The organism is Bradyrhizobium sp. BRP22 (assembly GCF_020194175.1).
GTDB lineage: Bacteria > Pseudomonadota > Alphaproteobacteria > Rhizobiales > Xanthobacteraceae > Bradyrhizobium.
Window position 1 is genome coordinate 21,697 of record NZ_JADYVX010000043.1, and the last position, 13,770, is coordinate 35,466.

18 protein-coding genes and 1 tRNA gene are annotated in these 13,770 nt (G+C 62.6%); 9 read left to right on the plus strand and 10 right to left on the minus strand.

Going from position 1 to position 13,770, the window contains the following annotated elements; genetic code table 11:
- The first annotated feature begins 103 nt into the window (after window positions 1-103).
- Complete coding sequence (locus I6F35_RS34215) at window positions 104-508, plus strand: YccF domain-containing protein (protein WP_225122052.1); 405 nt, start codon at window positions 104-106, stop codon at window positions 506-508.
- A gap of 1 nt (window position 509) precedes the next feature.
- Here the strand turns inward: I6F35_RS34215 and I6F35_RS34220 are convergent, their stop codons facing one another.
- Complete coding sequence (locus tag I6F35_RS34220) at window positions 510-1,589, minus strand: LLM class flavin-dependent oxidoreductase (RefSeq protein ID WP_225122053.1); 1,080 nt, start codon at window positions 1,587-1,589, stop codon at window positions 510-512.
- A 129-nt stretch (window positions 1,590-1,718) separates the two neighbouring features.
- On the opposite strand from I6F35_RS34220, the gene I6F35_RS34225 reads away from it, so the two are divergent.
- A tRNA-Arg gene (locus tag I6F35_RS34225) sits at window positions 1,719-1,795 on the plus strand.
- Between the two features lie 174 nt (window positions 1,796-1,969).
- On the opposite strand, the gene I6F35_RS34230 is transcribed toward I6F35_RS34225, so the two are convergent.
- A complete protein-coding gene (locus tag I6F35_RS34230; RefSeq protein WP_225122054.1) occupies window positions 1,970-2,401 on the minus strand; it encodes a hypothetical protein in 432 nt (143 codons plus the stop codon).
- A 166-nt stretch (window positions 2,402-2,567) separates the two neighbouring features.
- On the minus strand, window positions 2,568-2,813 hold the full coding sequence (locus tag I6F35_RS34235) for a hypothetical protein (protein WP_225122095.1): 246 nt from the start codon (window positions 2,811-2,813) through the stop codon (window positions 2,568-2,570).
- A 143-nt stretch (window positions 2,814-2,956) separates the two neighbouring features.
- On the opposite strand from I6F35_RS34235, the gene I6F35_RS34240 reads away from it, so the two are divergent.
- From I6F35_RS34240 to I6F35_RS34255, 4 genes are all read left to right on the plus strand, one after another.
- Window positions 2,957-3,805, plus strand: coding sequence for a metal-dependent phosphohydrolase (locus I6F35_RS34240; protein ID WP_225122055.1), 849 nt, complete (start codon window positions 2,957-2,959; stop codon window positions 3,803-3,805).
- 163 nt (window positions 3,806-3,968) lie between these two features.
- Window positions 3,969-4,181, plus strand: a complete 213-nt coding sequence (locus I6F35_RS34245) for a hypothetical protein (protein WP_225122056.1) — start codon at window positions 3,969-3,971, stop codon at window positions 4,179-4,181.
- On the plus strand, window positions 4,178-4,363 hold the full coding sequence (locus tag I6F35_RS34250; RefSeq protein ID WP_225122057.1) for a hypothetical protein: 186 nt from the start codon (window positions 4,178-4,180) through the stop codon (window positions 4,361-4,363). Before I6F35_RS34245 ends, I6F35_RS34250 begins: the two co-directional genes overlap by 4 nt.
- Before the next feature lie 278 nt (window positions 4,364-4,641).
- The gene (locus tag I6F35_RS34255) at window positions 4,642-5,253 is read left to right on the plus strand and encodes a TIGR00730 family Rossman fold protein (protein WP_225122058.1); all 612 of its coding nucleotides are present in this window, start codon (window positions 4,642-4,644) and stop codon (window positions 5,251-5,253) included.
- A gap of 55 nt (window positions 5,254-5,308) precedes the next feature.
- Here the strand turns inward: I6F35_RS34255 and I6F35_RS34260 are convergent, their stop codons facing one another.
- The 7 genes from I6F35_RS34260 to I6F35_RS34290 form a co-directional block, all read right to left on the minus strand.
- Window positions 5,309-5,803 carry a hypothetical protein gene (locus I6F35_RS34260; protein ID WP_225122059.1) on the minus strand — a complete coding sequence of 165 codons (495 nt, stop codon included), beginning with the start codon at window positions 5,801-5,803 and terminating at the stop codon, window positions 5,309-5,311.
- A gap of 2 nt (window positions 5,804-5,805) precedes the next feature.
- Window positions 5,806-6,024 (minus strand): hypothetical protein, encoded by a 219-nt coding sequence (locus tag I6F35_RS34265; RefSeq protein ID WP_225122060.1) that lies wholly within the window; start codon window positions 6,022-6,024, stop codon window positions 5,806-5,808.
- Window positions 6,025-6,035: 11 nt separating this feature from the next.
- Entirely contained in the window at window positions 6,036-6,221 is a 186-nt protein-coding gene (locus tag I6F35_RS34270) for a hypothetical protein (RefSeq protein WP_225122096.1), read from the minus strand.
- A 93-nt stretch (window positions 6,222-6,314) separates the two neighbouring features.
- On the minus strand, window positions 6,315-6,776 hold the full coding sequence (locus tag I6F35_RS34275; protein ID WP_225122061.1) for a DUF2267 domain-containing protein: 462 nt from the start codon (window positions 6,774-6,776) through the stop codon (window positions 6,315-6,317).
- A gap of 148 nt (window positions 6,777-6,924) precedes the next feature.
- A complete protein-coding gene (locus tag I6F35_RS34280; protein WP_225122062.1) occupies window positions 6,925-8,685 on the minus strand; it encodes a HAMP domain-containing methyl-accepting chemotaxis protein in 1,761 nt (586 codons plus the stop codon).
- A gap of 261 nt (window positions 8,686-8,946) precedes the next feature.
- Window positions 8,947-9,576, minus strand: coding sequence for an aspartate/glutamate racemase family protein (locus tag I6F35_RS34285; RefSeq protein ID WP_225122063.1), 630 nt, complete (start codon window positions 9,574-9,576; stop codon window positions 8,947-8,949).
- A 12-nt stretch (window positions 9,577-9,588) separates the two neighbouring features.
- Window positions 9,589-10,938, minus strand: a complete 1,350-nt coding sequence (locus I6F35_RS34290) for an aspartate aminotransferase family protein (protein ID WP_225122064.1) — start codon at window positions 10,936-10,938, stop codon at window positions 9,589-9,591.
- 122 nt (window positions 10,939-11,060) lie between these two features.
- On the opposite strand from I6F35_RS34290, the gene I6F35_RS34295 reads away from it, so the two are divergent.
- Genes I6F35_RS34295 through I6F35_RS34305 form a run of 3 tightly spaced genes read left to right on the plus strand, consistent with a single transcriptional unit; the run spans window position 11,061 to window position 13,629 of the window.
- Window positions 11,061-12,035 (plus strand): ABC transporter substrate-binding protein, encoded by a 975-nt coding sequence (locus I6F35_RS34295; RefSeq protein WP_225122065.1) that lies wholly within the window; start codon window positions 11,061-11,063, stop codon window positions 12,033-12,035.
- An 8-nt stretch (window positions 12,036-12,043) separates the two neighbouring features.
- Complete coding sequence (locus tag I6F35_RS34300; protein ID WP_225122066.1) at window positions 12,044-12,865, plus strand: ATP-binding cassette domain-containing protein; 822 nt, start codon at window positions 12,044-12,046, stop codon at window positions 12,863-12,865.
- A complete protein-coding gene (locus I6F35_RS34305; protein WP_225122067.1) occupies window positions 12,862-13,629 on the plus strand; it encodes an ABC transporter permease in 768 nt (255 codons plus the stop codon). The genes I6F35_RS34300 and I6F35_RS34305 overlap by 4 nt, the downstream gene beginning before the upstream one ends.
- Window positions 13,630-13,770: the final 141 nt, after the last annotated feature.

A 13,770-nucleotide genomic window follows, 5' to 3' on the forward strand; every position in this document is an offset into this window, starting at 1 on the left:
GATCGCCGATCGGGCGGCTATCTTGCGCAACGACGATGTCGTATAAATATAAAGTGGGCAGGCCACGGAGCAATTCGGCCACGAGGCAATGTCGAGTGAACCCATGTCCCCTCTTTCCATCCTCCTCAATGTGCTCTGGATCGTGATCGGCGGCGCGTGGATGGCGTTTGGCTGGCTTATCGCCGCGATCATCATGGCGATTACCATCATCGGCCTGCCCTGGGCGCGCGCGGCCTTCAACATCGCGGTCTACACCCTGCTGCCGTTCGGCTCGCGGGCGGTGCGCCGCGACGAAATCACCGGCGAGAGCGATGTCGGGACCGGCCCGCTCGGACTGATCGGCAATCTGATCTGGTTCGTGCTCGCGGGCTGGTGGCTGGCGCTGGGTCACCTGCTCACGGCCATCATCTGGGCGGTCACGATCATCGGCCTGCCGTTCGCCTGGGCCCATCTCAAGCTGGCCGGCATCGCGCTATGGCCGATCGGCAAGACGATCGTGCCGGCCTGAGTTACGCCGCGAGACGGCCGCGATTGTTCGCCGCAAGGATCGGACGGATCAGCCGTCCGAAGCGCTCGGCCTCTTCGTCATGCAGATAGCCGGACAGGCAGAAGGAATGGCAGCCGGCATCGATGAATTGCTGCAGCATGTCGGCGCATTGAACGGGATTGCCGACCACCGCAATGCCGGCGCCGGGACGGACCTTGGTGATGCCGGTCCACAGATGCGGCAGCAGGAGATCGCCATGCTCGCGCGCAAGCTGCTGCACCCGCTGGTTGGCGACTGAATTGTTGTAGAGTGTCTTCATCTCCTGCTTCTGCCGTTCGCTGGCGTGACGCACGAGTTGGTCGGCCGCCACCCATGCATCGGCTTCGTTCTCGCGGCAGATTACCTGCAGCCGCATGCCGAAACCGATCTCCTGCTCGCGGCCGTGGCTGCGCGCCAGCGCCCTGATCTCGGCGATGTTCTGCGCGATGCGTTCCGGCAGGTCGCCCCAGAACAGATGCACATCGGAATGTTTCGCCGACAATTCCCATGCCTGCCGCGAGCCGCCGCCGAGATAGAATTTCGGGAACGGCTGCTGCAGCGGCCGTGGCCGGATATACGCACCCGACAGCGTGTGGAACCTGCCGTCGAAGTGCAGCGGCCCGCGCGTGGTCCACAGCGCCCTCAGGATCGAGACTTCTTCGTCCATCAGCGCGTAGCGCTCTTCCTTGGCGTAGCGAACGCCTTCGGCTTCGACCTCGCTCTCGTTCTGGCCCGCGATCAGGTTGATGCAGATGCGCCCGCCCGACATCTGGTCGAAGGTCGAGATCATCTTGGCAAGCAGCACCGGATTGATATAGCCGGGACGCGCCGCGATCAGCGGCTTGATCTTCGACGACCGGGCGGCCATGAAGGCGCCCGTGATCCAGGCCTCCCAGCACACCGAGCCGACCGGGATCAGCAAATATTCAAAGCCCGCCGCTTCGGCAGCCTGCACCACGCGCTCGCAGAGTTCCGGCGAGCCCGGCACCTGGGCTTCCATCAGTCCGTAGGCCGTGGTGTCGCCATGCGTCGGCAAATACCAGCCAAATTCCAGCGGGCGCATGACGGGCCTCCTCCAACACAGAGCGCTTTTCGCGCGGCTTCTGCCGCCAGTTTACAGCCTGCATCGGGCCGAACAATCGCCCTCAAGGCCGTTGCCGATAGGGGATCAATCGGCTAAATGAACGGCTAGGCACCCGTAGCTCAGCTGGATAGAGCGTTGCCCTCCGAAGGCAAAGGTCACACGTTCGAATCGTGTCGGGTGCGCCAGTAGACTTGGCAAGTTGCGTAGATCGCCAGAAACTGCGCAGAATCAACATAGCCTTACAGACGGAGATGCCGGCTCCAGCCGCGCCAACGTCGCGCGCGGCGACGGACAGCACCGGCGGACTAAGCGCGCACGAATCCTCGCCCGCGGCCCACACCGGTATGCGAAACGAGCATTCAATCGTCCTCAACTCCTTGAATGGAGAGACCTTGGCCATACAGGTTCGTGGCGCTATCCGGCGCATACGGATTTCCCGCACCGTAGGGATTGTTGACGCTATCCGGAGAGAAACGACTTCCATAGCGGCCGTATGGGTTTGAAATCGAATCCGGATCATACGGATTGCTGCTCAAGCGCCCACGATAGTTTCCCTCGCTGTCATACAGCTTGGGTGCATCCGTCGCATAGGGATTATTGGCGGAATTGTTGCTGTGAACGCTGCCATATCGCCCATGCGGATTACTGATGCTGTTTGGATGATGGGGACTGCCGGCGCCATATGCGTTTGCCGTCGAGTCAGGGGCATATGGGTTGGCGGAATAGTTGCCGAGATATTGCGCGGTAGCGCCCGAGGTCATCAAGACCAGCAGGGTGATGCTCAAAGCCATTCTCATCGGCATTTCCTCCGCGTCGCGAGATCACCGGCGCACTCGTCGGACAGACAGTCGTCGAGCCCTGTGACCGCACTCAACGTTTTCACGATACCGGTCAATTCCTGAACGTCAGATGATCGCCGTAGAGTTGCCAGTCGCAAGAGTTTGGACGCGATCGGCGTCACCTCATGCCGAGGAGCGAACGCCGGTAGCCGCTCGCGCGGGCTTCGTTCCGGCACACAAAGCTGCCGGTGTAACCCAGCCCGTAGCGCTTCTGGCCTTTCAGGTAATAGCGGGCGCGCCTGAAGTCGAGCCAAACCACGGAATCATCAGGACAATGCCGCTGGGCCTGGGCTTGATAACGGAACGGCGTGAGCGGCACGGCCTTCGCGTCATGTGCGGCGCACACGAAAAGCGAGGCGGCCAGCCAGAGGACTGAAAACCTATGCAAACCTTCTCCTCCCAGGACGAAGCATGGCTGACCAACCTACCATTTTCGACATGCCGCCTGAAGACGGCTCGAACAGACTGTGCTAACTTTCAGCCGGTCGCGCTTGAGCGAGCAGCAACATGCTCACCATTCCACATCTCACCGCGCAGGCGCTCGGCGCCTTTCTGGCCTCCGAGACAAACGGACGGTTCGGCTCGTCCTACGGCTACCTCAACGAGCTCCTGCCCTATGCGGCGCGACTGGCGCTTGAATGCATCGGCAACAGCGATGCGCTCTATCACAACGTCGAACACTCGATGCTGGTCACCCTGGCCGGCAATGACATCCTGATCGGGCGCGCCCTGTCGCGGCCGACGACGGCAGAGGACTATGCAAACTTCATCCTGGCCTGCCTGATCCACGACATCGGCTATGTCCGGGGCGTCGTTCAGGGAGACGGGGACGACGTCTACGTCGCCGACGTCAGCGGCACGACCATCCAGCTTCCGCGCGGCGCATCCGATGCAGCGCTCGGCCCCTATCATGTGGACCGATCCAAGCTGTTCGCGCTGCAGCATTTCGATGGCGTCGAACACGTCGATGCCAACCGGATCGCGCGCGCGATCGAATACACGCGATTTCCCTACGCGCCGTCATCGGCAGACGACGATCTGAACAATGAAGAGGGTTTGCTGCTGCGCGCCGCTGATCTGATCGGGCAGCTCGGCGACCCCAACTATCTGAGGAAGGCCAACGCTCTCTTCTACGAGTTCGAAGAGACCGGCATGAACAAGCAGCTCGACTACGAGAATCCCGCCGATGTCGTCTACAGATATCCACAATTCTACTGGAATACCGTCGCGCCGCAGATATCGACCGCGATTCGATACCTGAACGTCACATCAAGCGGCCGCCAATGGATCGCAAACCTCTACGGCAACGTCTTCAGGGCGGAGCGAGAGATGAGACTGTCCGGTCCACAGCTGTGATGCCCATCGATTGCCGAGGGCGCAACGCGGCATGTGGCAGATGTAACCGAATTTCCGACACCTGAAATCCCCAGGTAATCCCGACTTTCCACACTCCGGCACGCGGCGTCGCTCGCGATTGCCGCGAAATGCATTTGTTAGCTTGTGGCACCAGGAGGGATTCTTGACAAACAGACTCGCACTGACCGCATCGGTCATCATGCTCATCGCAACATCAGGCGCGGCGGTTGCCGACAGCCCGAAAAAGCGCACGCAGTGGTCAACGGCAACCATCGCACGGGCCGCGTACTACTCTTATTCCTTTGATTGGGTATCTTCGCCCGCAACCACGCCCAACGTGCGCCGGTATCGCGGCGGGCCGAAGATCGACTATTGAGATCGCAGACCGGCGAGACGGCGCAGTGCACCGCGCGTGCGTTACGCCGCCAGGCGGTCGAGCAGCGCCAGCATGACCGGGGCATCCGGCATCGGCAGCACCGCGTCGATACGTTCGATCAGGCGCGACTGCAGCAGTGCATTGCGCGCCTTGCCGATGGTGCCGAGCGGGCTGCGGCGTGATCCTCCCAGGCCATCTCGAGCAGGCTTTCGCTCATCAGCGCATCGATGAGATCGTCCGCCTGGCGCTCGACGGCACGCGACCAGGCAGCAGAGTTCGATCGGCACGACTTGGCACAAGGACAAATTCGCGCTTTATTTCAAAGACATATTAGCTGTCTATTCAGACACCGATCCGCCGATGCATCAATCCGTAGCGCGACGCCGCAATCCCCCACCCCTCATGCTAACGTCGGCCTGCCGACGAATCGTTCGCGGCACGAAAGGTCCGCACCAATCCAATGCATAACCAGAACGCCAAAGCGCTGAAATCCGTCTGTATCTTCTGCGGCTCCAGCCCGGGCCGTGATCCAATCTACCTGGAGGCCGCGGTCGCCACCGGGCAGGCGCTGGCGAAGGCCGGCATCACCGTCGTCTATGGTGGCGGGAAGGTCGGGCTGATGGGAGCTGTGGCGGACGCGGCGCTCGCGGCGGGCGGGCGTGTGGTCGGCGTCATTCCGCGCGCGCTGGTCGAGCGCGAGATCGGGCACACGGGCTTGAGCCAGCTTCACATCGTCGAGACCATGCACGAACGCAAGACGATGATGGCGCAGCTGTCCGATGGCTTCATCGCGCTGCCGGGCGGCGCCGGAACGCTCGAAGAGCTGTTCGAGGAATGGACCTGGGCCCAGCTCGGGATCCACGAAAAGCCGTGTGGCCTGCTGAACGTGAAGGATTACTTCGCGCCGCTGATCGCGATGGTGGACAGGATGGTCGCCGAAGGCTTCATGGTCACAGCCTACGCCGAGATGCTCATCATCGAAACAAAACTGGAGGCGATGCTGCGCCGCTTTGCGACCTACCAGCCGCCGCCACGAAAATGGCTGCGCACGGACGTGGCCGCCAAACCCTAGAGCATGGCCCGGAAAATCGTGATCCGATTCCGTTCGATCGGATCACGATTTCGCTTCATCCGCCGTGCTTCTGCGGCTTATGGCCGCTCTGACCAGGATCGTTGTGCTTGTTGTGGTGGCTTTCCTGGTTCAACCCGCCGCGACTTACCGGAAATTCCGATTGGCGGGCATTATGCTTCGGACGTCTTACGCCGGCATCCTCCACAATGCGCGCGCCGCCTTGCTCGACGGCACGCGCGTCGGGGACATCGGGCTTTCGCTCCAACATCCGAAGCTGCTGCTCATGTGTTTTCTTGCCCTGCAACACCGTCTTGCGCGATTTTGGCGTCTGATCGCGCGTGGGGCGGCCTTGCCGGCGATTTAGCGCCTCGATGCCGCCTTGCGGGTTAGTGTCGTTCCAGACGTCGCCTTCAAACGTGTTCTCACCTTCGGCGTCCTCGAGATCGTCAGGAGTCGCCTGCGCCATCGTGACGCCCCTCGATCCGCCGATCAGCGGATTGCGGTGAAGGTCGACATCGCTCGGTCGTTTCGTCTTGGCATGCTTCGTCATCATCACCTCTTGGATGCCGGATGCGTGCCCCCGCCTTTCTTCTCGGGTTCGTGCGTGTGATGGCTGTCGCGCTCGCCACCGCCGCCGGAGACCCGGCTGTGACGTCGCTTGGGATCATCGGCGGTGGGCTTCTTGACCTCGAGCGGCGCCTGGGCGTTTTCGTGCGCAGCGCCGGGGCCGCCCTGGCGAATGCTCGCCGGCGTCTTGGTGGAAGTGGACATGGCGCGCTCCTTCAGCGATCCTGCTGATAGCCCTGATGGGTGGTGTTCTGCTTGGTGTTCGCCGACTGTCCCTGCTCATCGGGATTTTCCACATGCCCGCGCGACGTGCGCGCCTGATGGGCATTGCCGGATTTCGGATCACCCGTACCCTTGCGGCTCTGGTTCTCCGGCGGCACCGGTGGTGGCTTGGTCATGATGGACTCCTGTTCCATCGATGGTGACATAGGATAACGCACGCGTAACGCATGGGTTCATTTCGCTGTCATCGAAACCCCGAGGACGTGGACCGATCAGGAAACTGACTCGGCGCGTCGCGGTGTCCTCTTGGATTCCGGCCACATCGCGCGGACTTCCTCCGGCAAAGCGTGGCGGACCTTCTCGACCTGACCAGGATCGACGTAATGGTTCAGCACCTGGAACACCGCATGTGCCGCATCGGTCACACTCACCGGTCGCGTCGAACTCAACTCGGCGGCGATGATCGCCAGGAACTGTTCCGCCGACCGCCAGTTTTGCGGCGCGTCGCTTGGTCGGAAGCGGTCATAATACGTGCCGCGCACCATCAGCGGAAGTTGCGCACCGAGATGTGCCGCGAGTTCGATTGGAACCCGATCGCGAATGGCCCGCAATACCGCGCCCAGCGCATGCCACGCGAGCTGCCGGTCACGCGGCAAGGTTTCCATGATCTCATCCAGCCATGAATTGGTGAGATGGATTGTTCTGTCGAATACCTCGAGACCTGTCGCACTCATGGGATCACCCTTCGTTTGTGAGACGCAGGGCTAACGATGCGCGGACGCAGAGGTTCGGGAATATTGCAATCGATTGACACTCGGCCGGTTTTGCTTCGCGCGGCCGAGTGGGCATCTACAATCGTTGCGGCGCCGCCACCGGCTGCGTTCAGGCCGCTCGCACGGTCTGCAGGAACCGGCCGACTTCCATCTGCAGCCGGCTGCTGTCGCGGGACAGTAATTGCGCGGACGACAGCACCTGCGTGGACGCCGTTCCTGTCGCGGTGGCGCCGCGCTGCACGTCGGTGATCCCGGATGAAACCTGTTCGGTGCCCTGCGCGGCCTGTTGCACATTGCGCGCGATCTCCTGCGTCGCTGCGCCCTGCTCCTCGACCGCGGCTGCAACCGTCGAGGCAATCTCCGCCAGGGATTCGATCGTGTTGCTGATCTGCCCGATGGCACCGACCGACTGACTGGTCGCGGTCTGGATCGCCGCGATCTGCTGACCGATTTCGCCGGTCGCCTTCGCCGTCTGCTCAGCCAGCGCCTTCACCTCGGACGCGACGACCGCAAAGCCGCGGCCTGCATCGCCGGCGCGCGCCGCCTCGATGGTCGCATTGAGCGCCAGGAGATTGGTCTGGCCTGCGATGGTGTTGATGAGCTCGACGACATCGCCGATGCGGCTTGCGGCTTTGGACAATTCGCTCACGCGCTCGGTGGTGGCGCGCGCCTGGCTGACTGCATCGGCCGCGATTCGCGCCGAATCCTGCACCTGGCGGCTGATCTCGTTCACCGAAGACGACAACTCTTCAGTCGCGGTCGCCACCGATTGCACGTTGGCCGACGCTTCCTCGGAAGCCGAAGCGACCGCAACCGTTATCTCCTGGGTGCGTTCGGCCGTCGACGTGAGTGCCTTTGCCGATTGCTCCAGTTCCGTCGACGCCGTCGAGACAGTGCTGACGATCTCGCCCACCGCTCCCTCGAACGCGTCCGCAAGCTTGATCATCTCGGCCCGCCGCTGCCCGGCGAGGATGTCATCATGCTGGCGCTTGGATTCGGCCTCGACCACCGCCTTCTCTTCCGCCTTGACCTTGAACGTCTCGACGGCGCGCGCGACCGCGCCGATTTCGTCCTTGCGCCCGATGCCGGGCAACTGGACGCCAAAATTGCCATTCGCTAGCTCCTGCATGGCCCGGCTCAGGCTGCGCATCGGTCCCGCGATCGAAAGCGCCGACAGCACTGACGTCACGATCAGAAGCAAGGCCGCAACGCCGCCGATGGCAAGCGACATCCTGTCCGCCCAAGCCGCCTGCTGTGCCGCCTTTTCGATCTCCCCGCTCATGACCCGCTTGGCATGATCCACGATCGAATTGGCATTCGACTCGAGCTCCGCCGAAAGCGCCAGCATCACATCATTGGCGATCAGCCGTGAATCCGTCGTCAACTGGGCCGCGCGCGCCTGGGCCTCGTTCGAGATCGAGAGTCCGGAGGCCTCGACGGACGCGATTTCCAGAAGCTCGGTCTTCATCTTCGCAAGCCTCTCGGCGGCAGCCTCATAGGCTGTCGCCGAGCTCTTCAATTTCTCCAGCTGCAAGCGCGTCTCGTCGGTCGAGAGACGGGCGATCTCGTCAGTGAACCCAAGGAATCCCTTGAAGCGTGCCGCTAGAAATTCCTGAGCCTTCTGCAGTTCTTCGTCGGTGGTGGCAACGCGGATATTGGCCGCGCCGATCTGCAGGCCGCGCGCCGCCGCCTTGGCGTCGATCGCCGCGCGCGCGATGTTGGACTGCAGGAGCGCGCTTTCATTGGTCCGGCTGACCGTGGCATTCGCCGTCAGTTGATTGATGATCATCAGCGCGACGAAGATCACGCCGAGCGCGGATGCGATGCCGAGCTTGGCTCCGATCCGCAAATTCTGAATACCTTTGATCATGCCCACCCCGTTGCAGTCTGGCCTTTGGCCCAACTTTCTCAGCCGGGGCGAACTTATTGCTGGGGCTGTTTAAGTAACGTTAAACTGCGGCAGCGAAAGCGTTGAAACAACCGATGAGCGAATGAATGTTCGCCTGTCGCAAACATACTGCATATGCGGATGCGCGAACGCTCAGCTCGCACAACTCTCTGATGTAGTTCGTCGTGCAGACGACGCTCGAGCAGAATGATTCGCCTGCGCGTTGGTCCGCACGGGATACCGTCAGCGGAGCATCTCCCTCAACTTCGACACGGCGCTATCCGGCGTCGTCAGCACCGGTCGCTCCGATGCCTGCTCGACCGCTGATGCCGCCGGCGCCATGCTGTACTGCGCGAGAGCGATGACGTCGCAGTCGCGCAGGTCTTTCGATGCTTCGACCACAAGGCGATCATGCTCGGCGCGATCGCCGCGGTCGAGCGCTGCGAGCGCGCCTTCCGCCAGCCTCGGTACGAGCTCGACGGAGGCAGGAAACTCGCGAGGCATGGAAACCAGGGTCGGCGGAAAGGTCGAGAGCAGGCCGACCTTGCGGCCGGTTCGCGCAGCCTGCTCGATCATCGCTTCATTGGGCTTCAAGACAGGCATCGGCGCGTGCGCCTGCGCGACCGTCTCGATGCAGGGTCCGAAGGCAGAGCAGGTGAACAGGATCGCATCGGCGCCGGTGCTCACCACATAACGGCCGAGCGCGAGGAAACGCTCGGTCATGGCGTCGGTGAGCCGGCCGTCGCGCGCGAGATCGGCCGACAAACTGTCGTCGAGCAGGTTCATCAGCCGCGGCTCTGGCCACAGCCTTGCGAACGACGCTTCGATCGGCTGGATCGAATGCTTCAGGGCGTGAATAAGGGCGATACGCATCTTCGTTATCTGCTAATGGCCGATGCTCGTCAGCGCCCTGTCGACGGCGCGGCCGAGCCGGTCGACGATCATGTCGATATCGTCAGGCGTTGCGATATAGGGCGGCGCCAGCAATACATGATCGCCGCGGCGGCCGTCCACGGTACCGCCGGAGGGATAGCAGGCAAGTCCATCCTCGAACGCCGCGGTCTTTATCTTGTGGTGCAGCTTCAGCGCGGGATCGAACGGCTCGCGGGTGCCGCGATCGGCGACCAGTTCGATCGCTTGGAACAGGCCGCGGCCCCTGATATCGCCGACATGGCGATGATTGCCGAAGCGCTCGATCAAGCGGCGCTCAAGCTGCCGGCCCAATTCCCGCACGCGATCGAGCAGTTTCTCGTCGTCGATGATCTGCTGCACTTCCAGCGCAGCCGCGCAGGCCAGCGGATGCGCGAGATAGGTATGGCCGTGCTGGAATGCGCCCGAACCGTCGCGGATCGTGTCATTGATGCGCGCGCTCGCGAGCATTGCACCGATCGGCTGGTAGCCGCCGCCAAGGCCTTTGGCGACGGCCTGAATGTCCGGCGCAACGCCCTCCTGCTCCCAGGCATGCAGCGTGCCGGTGCGGCCCATGCCGCACATCACTTCGTCGAGGATCAACAGCGCACCATGGCGATCGCAGATTTCACGGACGGCCTTGAAATATCCCTCAGGCGCCGGCACGCAGCCGGCGGTGGCGCCGACCACTGGCTCCACAACAAAGGCGGCCACGGTATCAGGCCCGAGACGCTGGAATTCGGCTTCAAGTTCGGTTGCGAGCCGCGCGACGAAATCGGCTTCCTGTTCGTCCTCCCGCTGCTCATGATAGGCAAAGGCCGGCGTCACGTGGCTGAATGCTTCCGACAGCAACGGCGCATAGGGCTCGCGACGCCACGCATTGCCGCCGGCCGCGAGCGCGCCCAGCGTGTTGCCATGATAGCTCTGCCGCCGCGCGATGAAATGCCGGCGCTGCTTCTGCCCGATCTCGACGAAATATTGCCGCGCCAGCTTGATGCTGGCTTCAATCGCCTCCGATCCGCCGCTGACGAAATAGACGTAGGCAAGACCGCCGGGCTCGTGACCGACAAGCTTTTCGGCCAGCGCCTCGGCCGGCTCGGACGAGAAGAACCCGGTATGGGCATAAGCCAATTTTGACGCTTGCCGCACCATCGCTTCCAACACGCGCGGATGCTGATGACCAAGACAGGAGACTGCGGCCCCGCCCGAAGCATCGAGAACTTTCCGGCCATCTTCGGCAATCAGCCAGACACCCTCGCCACCGACGGCTTTCGGTGGCGTCTCGCGCAGGTTTCGGTGCATCACGTGGCTGAAGCGGGCGGTCATAACGGTCAGCCTTACCTGATGAGTGATCGGAACGACGGCGAGCTTACTCGGAGGTCGCGATCATAGTCTATCGCGGCACATTTCTTGCTACTCCCGATCGGACTTTCCCAGGGGAAATTTCCATGAAATTGATGACCAGAGTGACCGCGATCCTCGCCCTGCTTGCAGCCTCGGCGGCACTGCCCGCTCCCTCGCAGGCGCAGGACAAGGTCGCGGTCGGCGTGTTCCCGCTCTCCTCGTCGTTGCCTTATTTCGTCGCGCTGGAGCGCGGGTTCTTCAGGGAACAGAACATCGAGCCCGAGATGACGAAGCTGCTCGGCGGACCCGCCAATGTCGCCGCGTTGATGACCAACCAGATCGAGGTCTCGGCGGTGCTGGTGACGCTCGAAGGCCTCAATGCCAATGTCAAGAAGCCGGGGGTTGCCACCTATATCAGCCTCAACAGCCAGACCAAGGTCGGACGGATGGAACAGTTCGTCGTCCGCAACGGCTTTCCGGCGAATTCGATCGCCGAGCTCAAGGGCGCCAAATTGATGTCGGCGCCGGGCCCCGCCAACATCAACACCGCGAAAGCCATCCTTGCCAAGAACGGCCTGAAGGAGGGCGACTACACCATCGATCAGCTCGACATGGGCCAGCATGTCAACGCGATGACGGCCGGCACCTTCGATGGCGGCTACACGCTCGAACCGAACGCATCGATGATGATCAAGGCCGGCGTCGCGCGCTCGATCGAGGCCGGGGTGATCTCGAAATACATCCTGGGCAACGAGAACGCCAATGCCTATGCCGCCGGCTGCGCGATGACCGCCGACTTCATCCAGAAACGTCCTGACGTTGCCAAGCGCTTTGCTGCTGCCTGGGCGAAGGCGATCGCCTTCATCAACGCCAATCCGGATGAAGCGCGCAAGCACCTCGCCAAGAACACCTACACGCCGGACAACGTCGTCGACATGGTGCCGATGCTCGGCTACGTGATGGCCGGCGACATGACCAGGGACCAGCTTGCCGACCTGCAGGCCTTCGCGGATTTCGGCGCCTCGATCGGTGTCGTCCCCGAAAAGATCGACGTCACCAAATTCCTGTACAAGTTCTGAGAGGACGCATGACAAGTGCGGCCGCAAGCATGGCGAGCGGGCTGGTTAGCGGCTTCGACGAGTCGCGGCGGACGGCGCCGCATGTCACCATCCGCGGGCTTTCCAAACGTTATCCCGATGCAGTCATCTATGATAATTTCGATTTCGATATCCCGCGCGGCAAGCTGATTTCCGTGTTCGGACCGAATGGCTGCGGCAAGAGCACGCTGATCAACATGATCGCGGGCCTCGTGCCCGCTGATGCCGGCGAGGTGCTGTTCGACGGCAGGCCGCTGAGCCGAGTCAAGTTCGGCTACGTGTTCCAGAACTACCGCGAAGCGCTGTTCCCCTGGCTGCCGGCGTTCGACAACATCGCCTATCCCTTGAAGCTGATGGGCGTGCCGAAGGCGGAGCGGAAGCGGCGCGTCGAGCGGCTGGTGGCGCATCTCGGCGTCAAGATCGATCTTGCGCTTTATCCCTATTATCTCTCCGGCGGACAGCAGCAGCTGGTCTCGATCATGCGCGCGCTGATCGTCGAGCCGGAGATCCTGTTCCTCGACGAACCCTTCTCCGCGCTCGACTACGAGATGACGCTGTTCATGCGGGAGCAGTTGCAGCGCGTGTTCATGGAGACCAGGACGACGACGGTGCTGGTATCGCACGATCTCGAAGAGGCCGTGTATCTCTCCGACTATGTCTTGCTGTTGTCGCGCCATCCGGCACGGGTGGTCGAGTTCGTGCCCTATGACGCGCCGCGGCCGCGCACGGACAAGACCCTCACCGAATCCTCGTTCGTCGCCACCAAGGCGCATTGCCTGAAACTGTTTCAGCAGGAGGTGCGCCGCGGATGACGGGACGGAAGGAAATCGCGAGAGCGTTGCTGCCGCTGGTCGGCGTCGTGATCCTGCTCGCCGTCTGGGCGCTGGTGAACGGCCTGAGGCTGGTCGATCCCGTGCTCCTGCCCTCGCCGGCCGCGACGTTCAGGACCCTGTGGGAAGGCATGGTCGGCGGCAAGCTCGGCGTCGATTTCGTCAGGACGGTGGTGCGGACGATTTCGTCTACCGCGATTGCCGCCGTCATCGCCATTCCGCTCGGCATCCTGCTCGGCTCCTCGGAAAAGCTCTATCGCTCGGTGGAGTTCCTGATCGACTTCTTCCGTTCGACGCCGGCCTCCGCGATGTTTCCGCTGTTCCTGGTGCTGTTCGGCGTCGGCGACCGCACCAAGATTTCGGTGGCGGCGTTCGGCGCCGGCCTTGTGATCCTGTTCAACGTCGCCTATGGCGTCATGAACGCGCGCAAGACGCGCCTGCTTGCCGCGAAGGTGATGGGCGCCTCGCGGACGCGCGTGCTGTTCGACGTGATGCTGCTGGAATCGCTGCCGCAGACCTTTGTCGGCTTGCGCAACGGCGTATCGCTCGCGCTCGTCATCATCGTGGTCGCCGAGATGTTCATCGGCTCGACCGACGGGCTTGGCCAGCGCGTGTTCGAGGCGCAGCAACTGTTCGACATGCCCGGCATGTATGCCGCGATCTTTGCCGCCGGCGCCCTCGGCTATGCGCTCAACCTCCTGTTCCTGCTGATCGAACGCCGCTTCGTGCACTGGGCCGGCCGCTAGAACCGAGTCCCTGCGGCCGCAATGCGGGACCGTGCGAACCGGAAATATTGAGGTCACCAGGCCGTGAGTGGTCCTCGCCTCGCGCGTGCCAGATGGCCTATGCTCACCGCGCTACCGTCCGCATGCTCCGATCGAAAACCC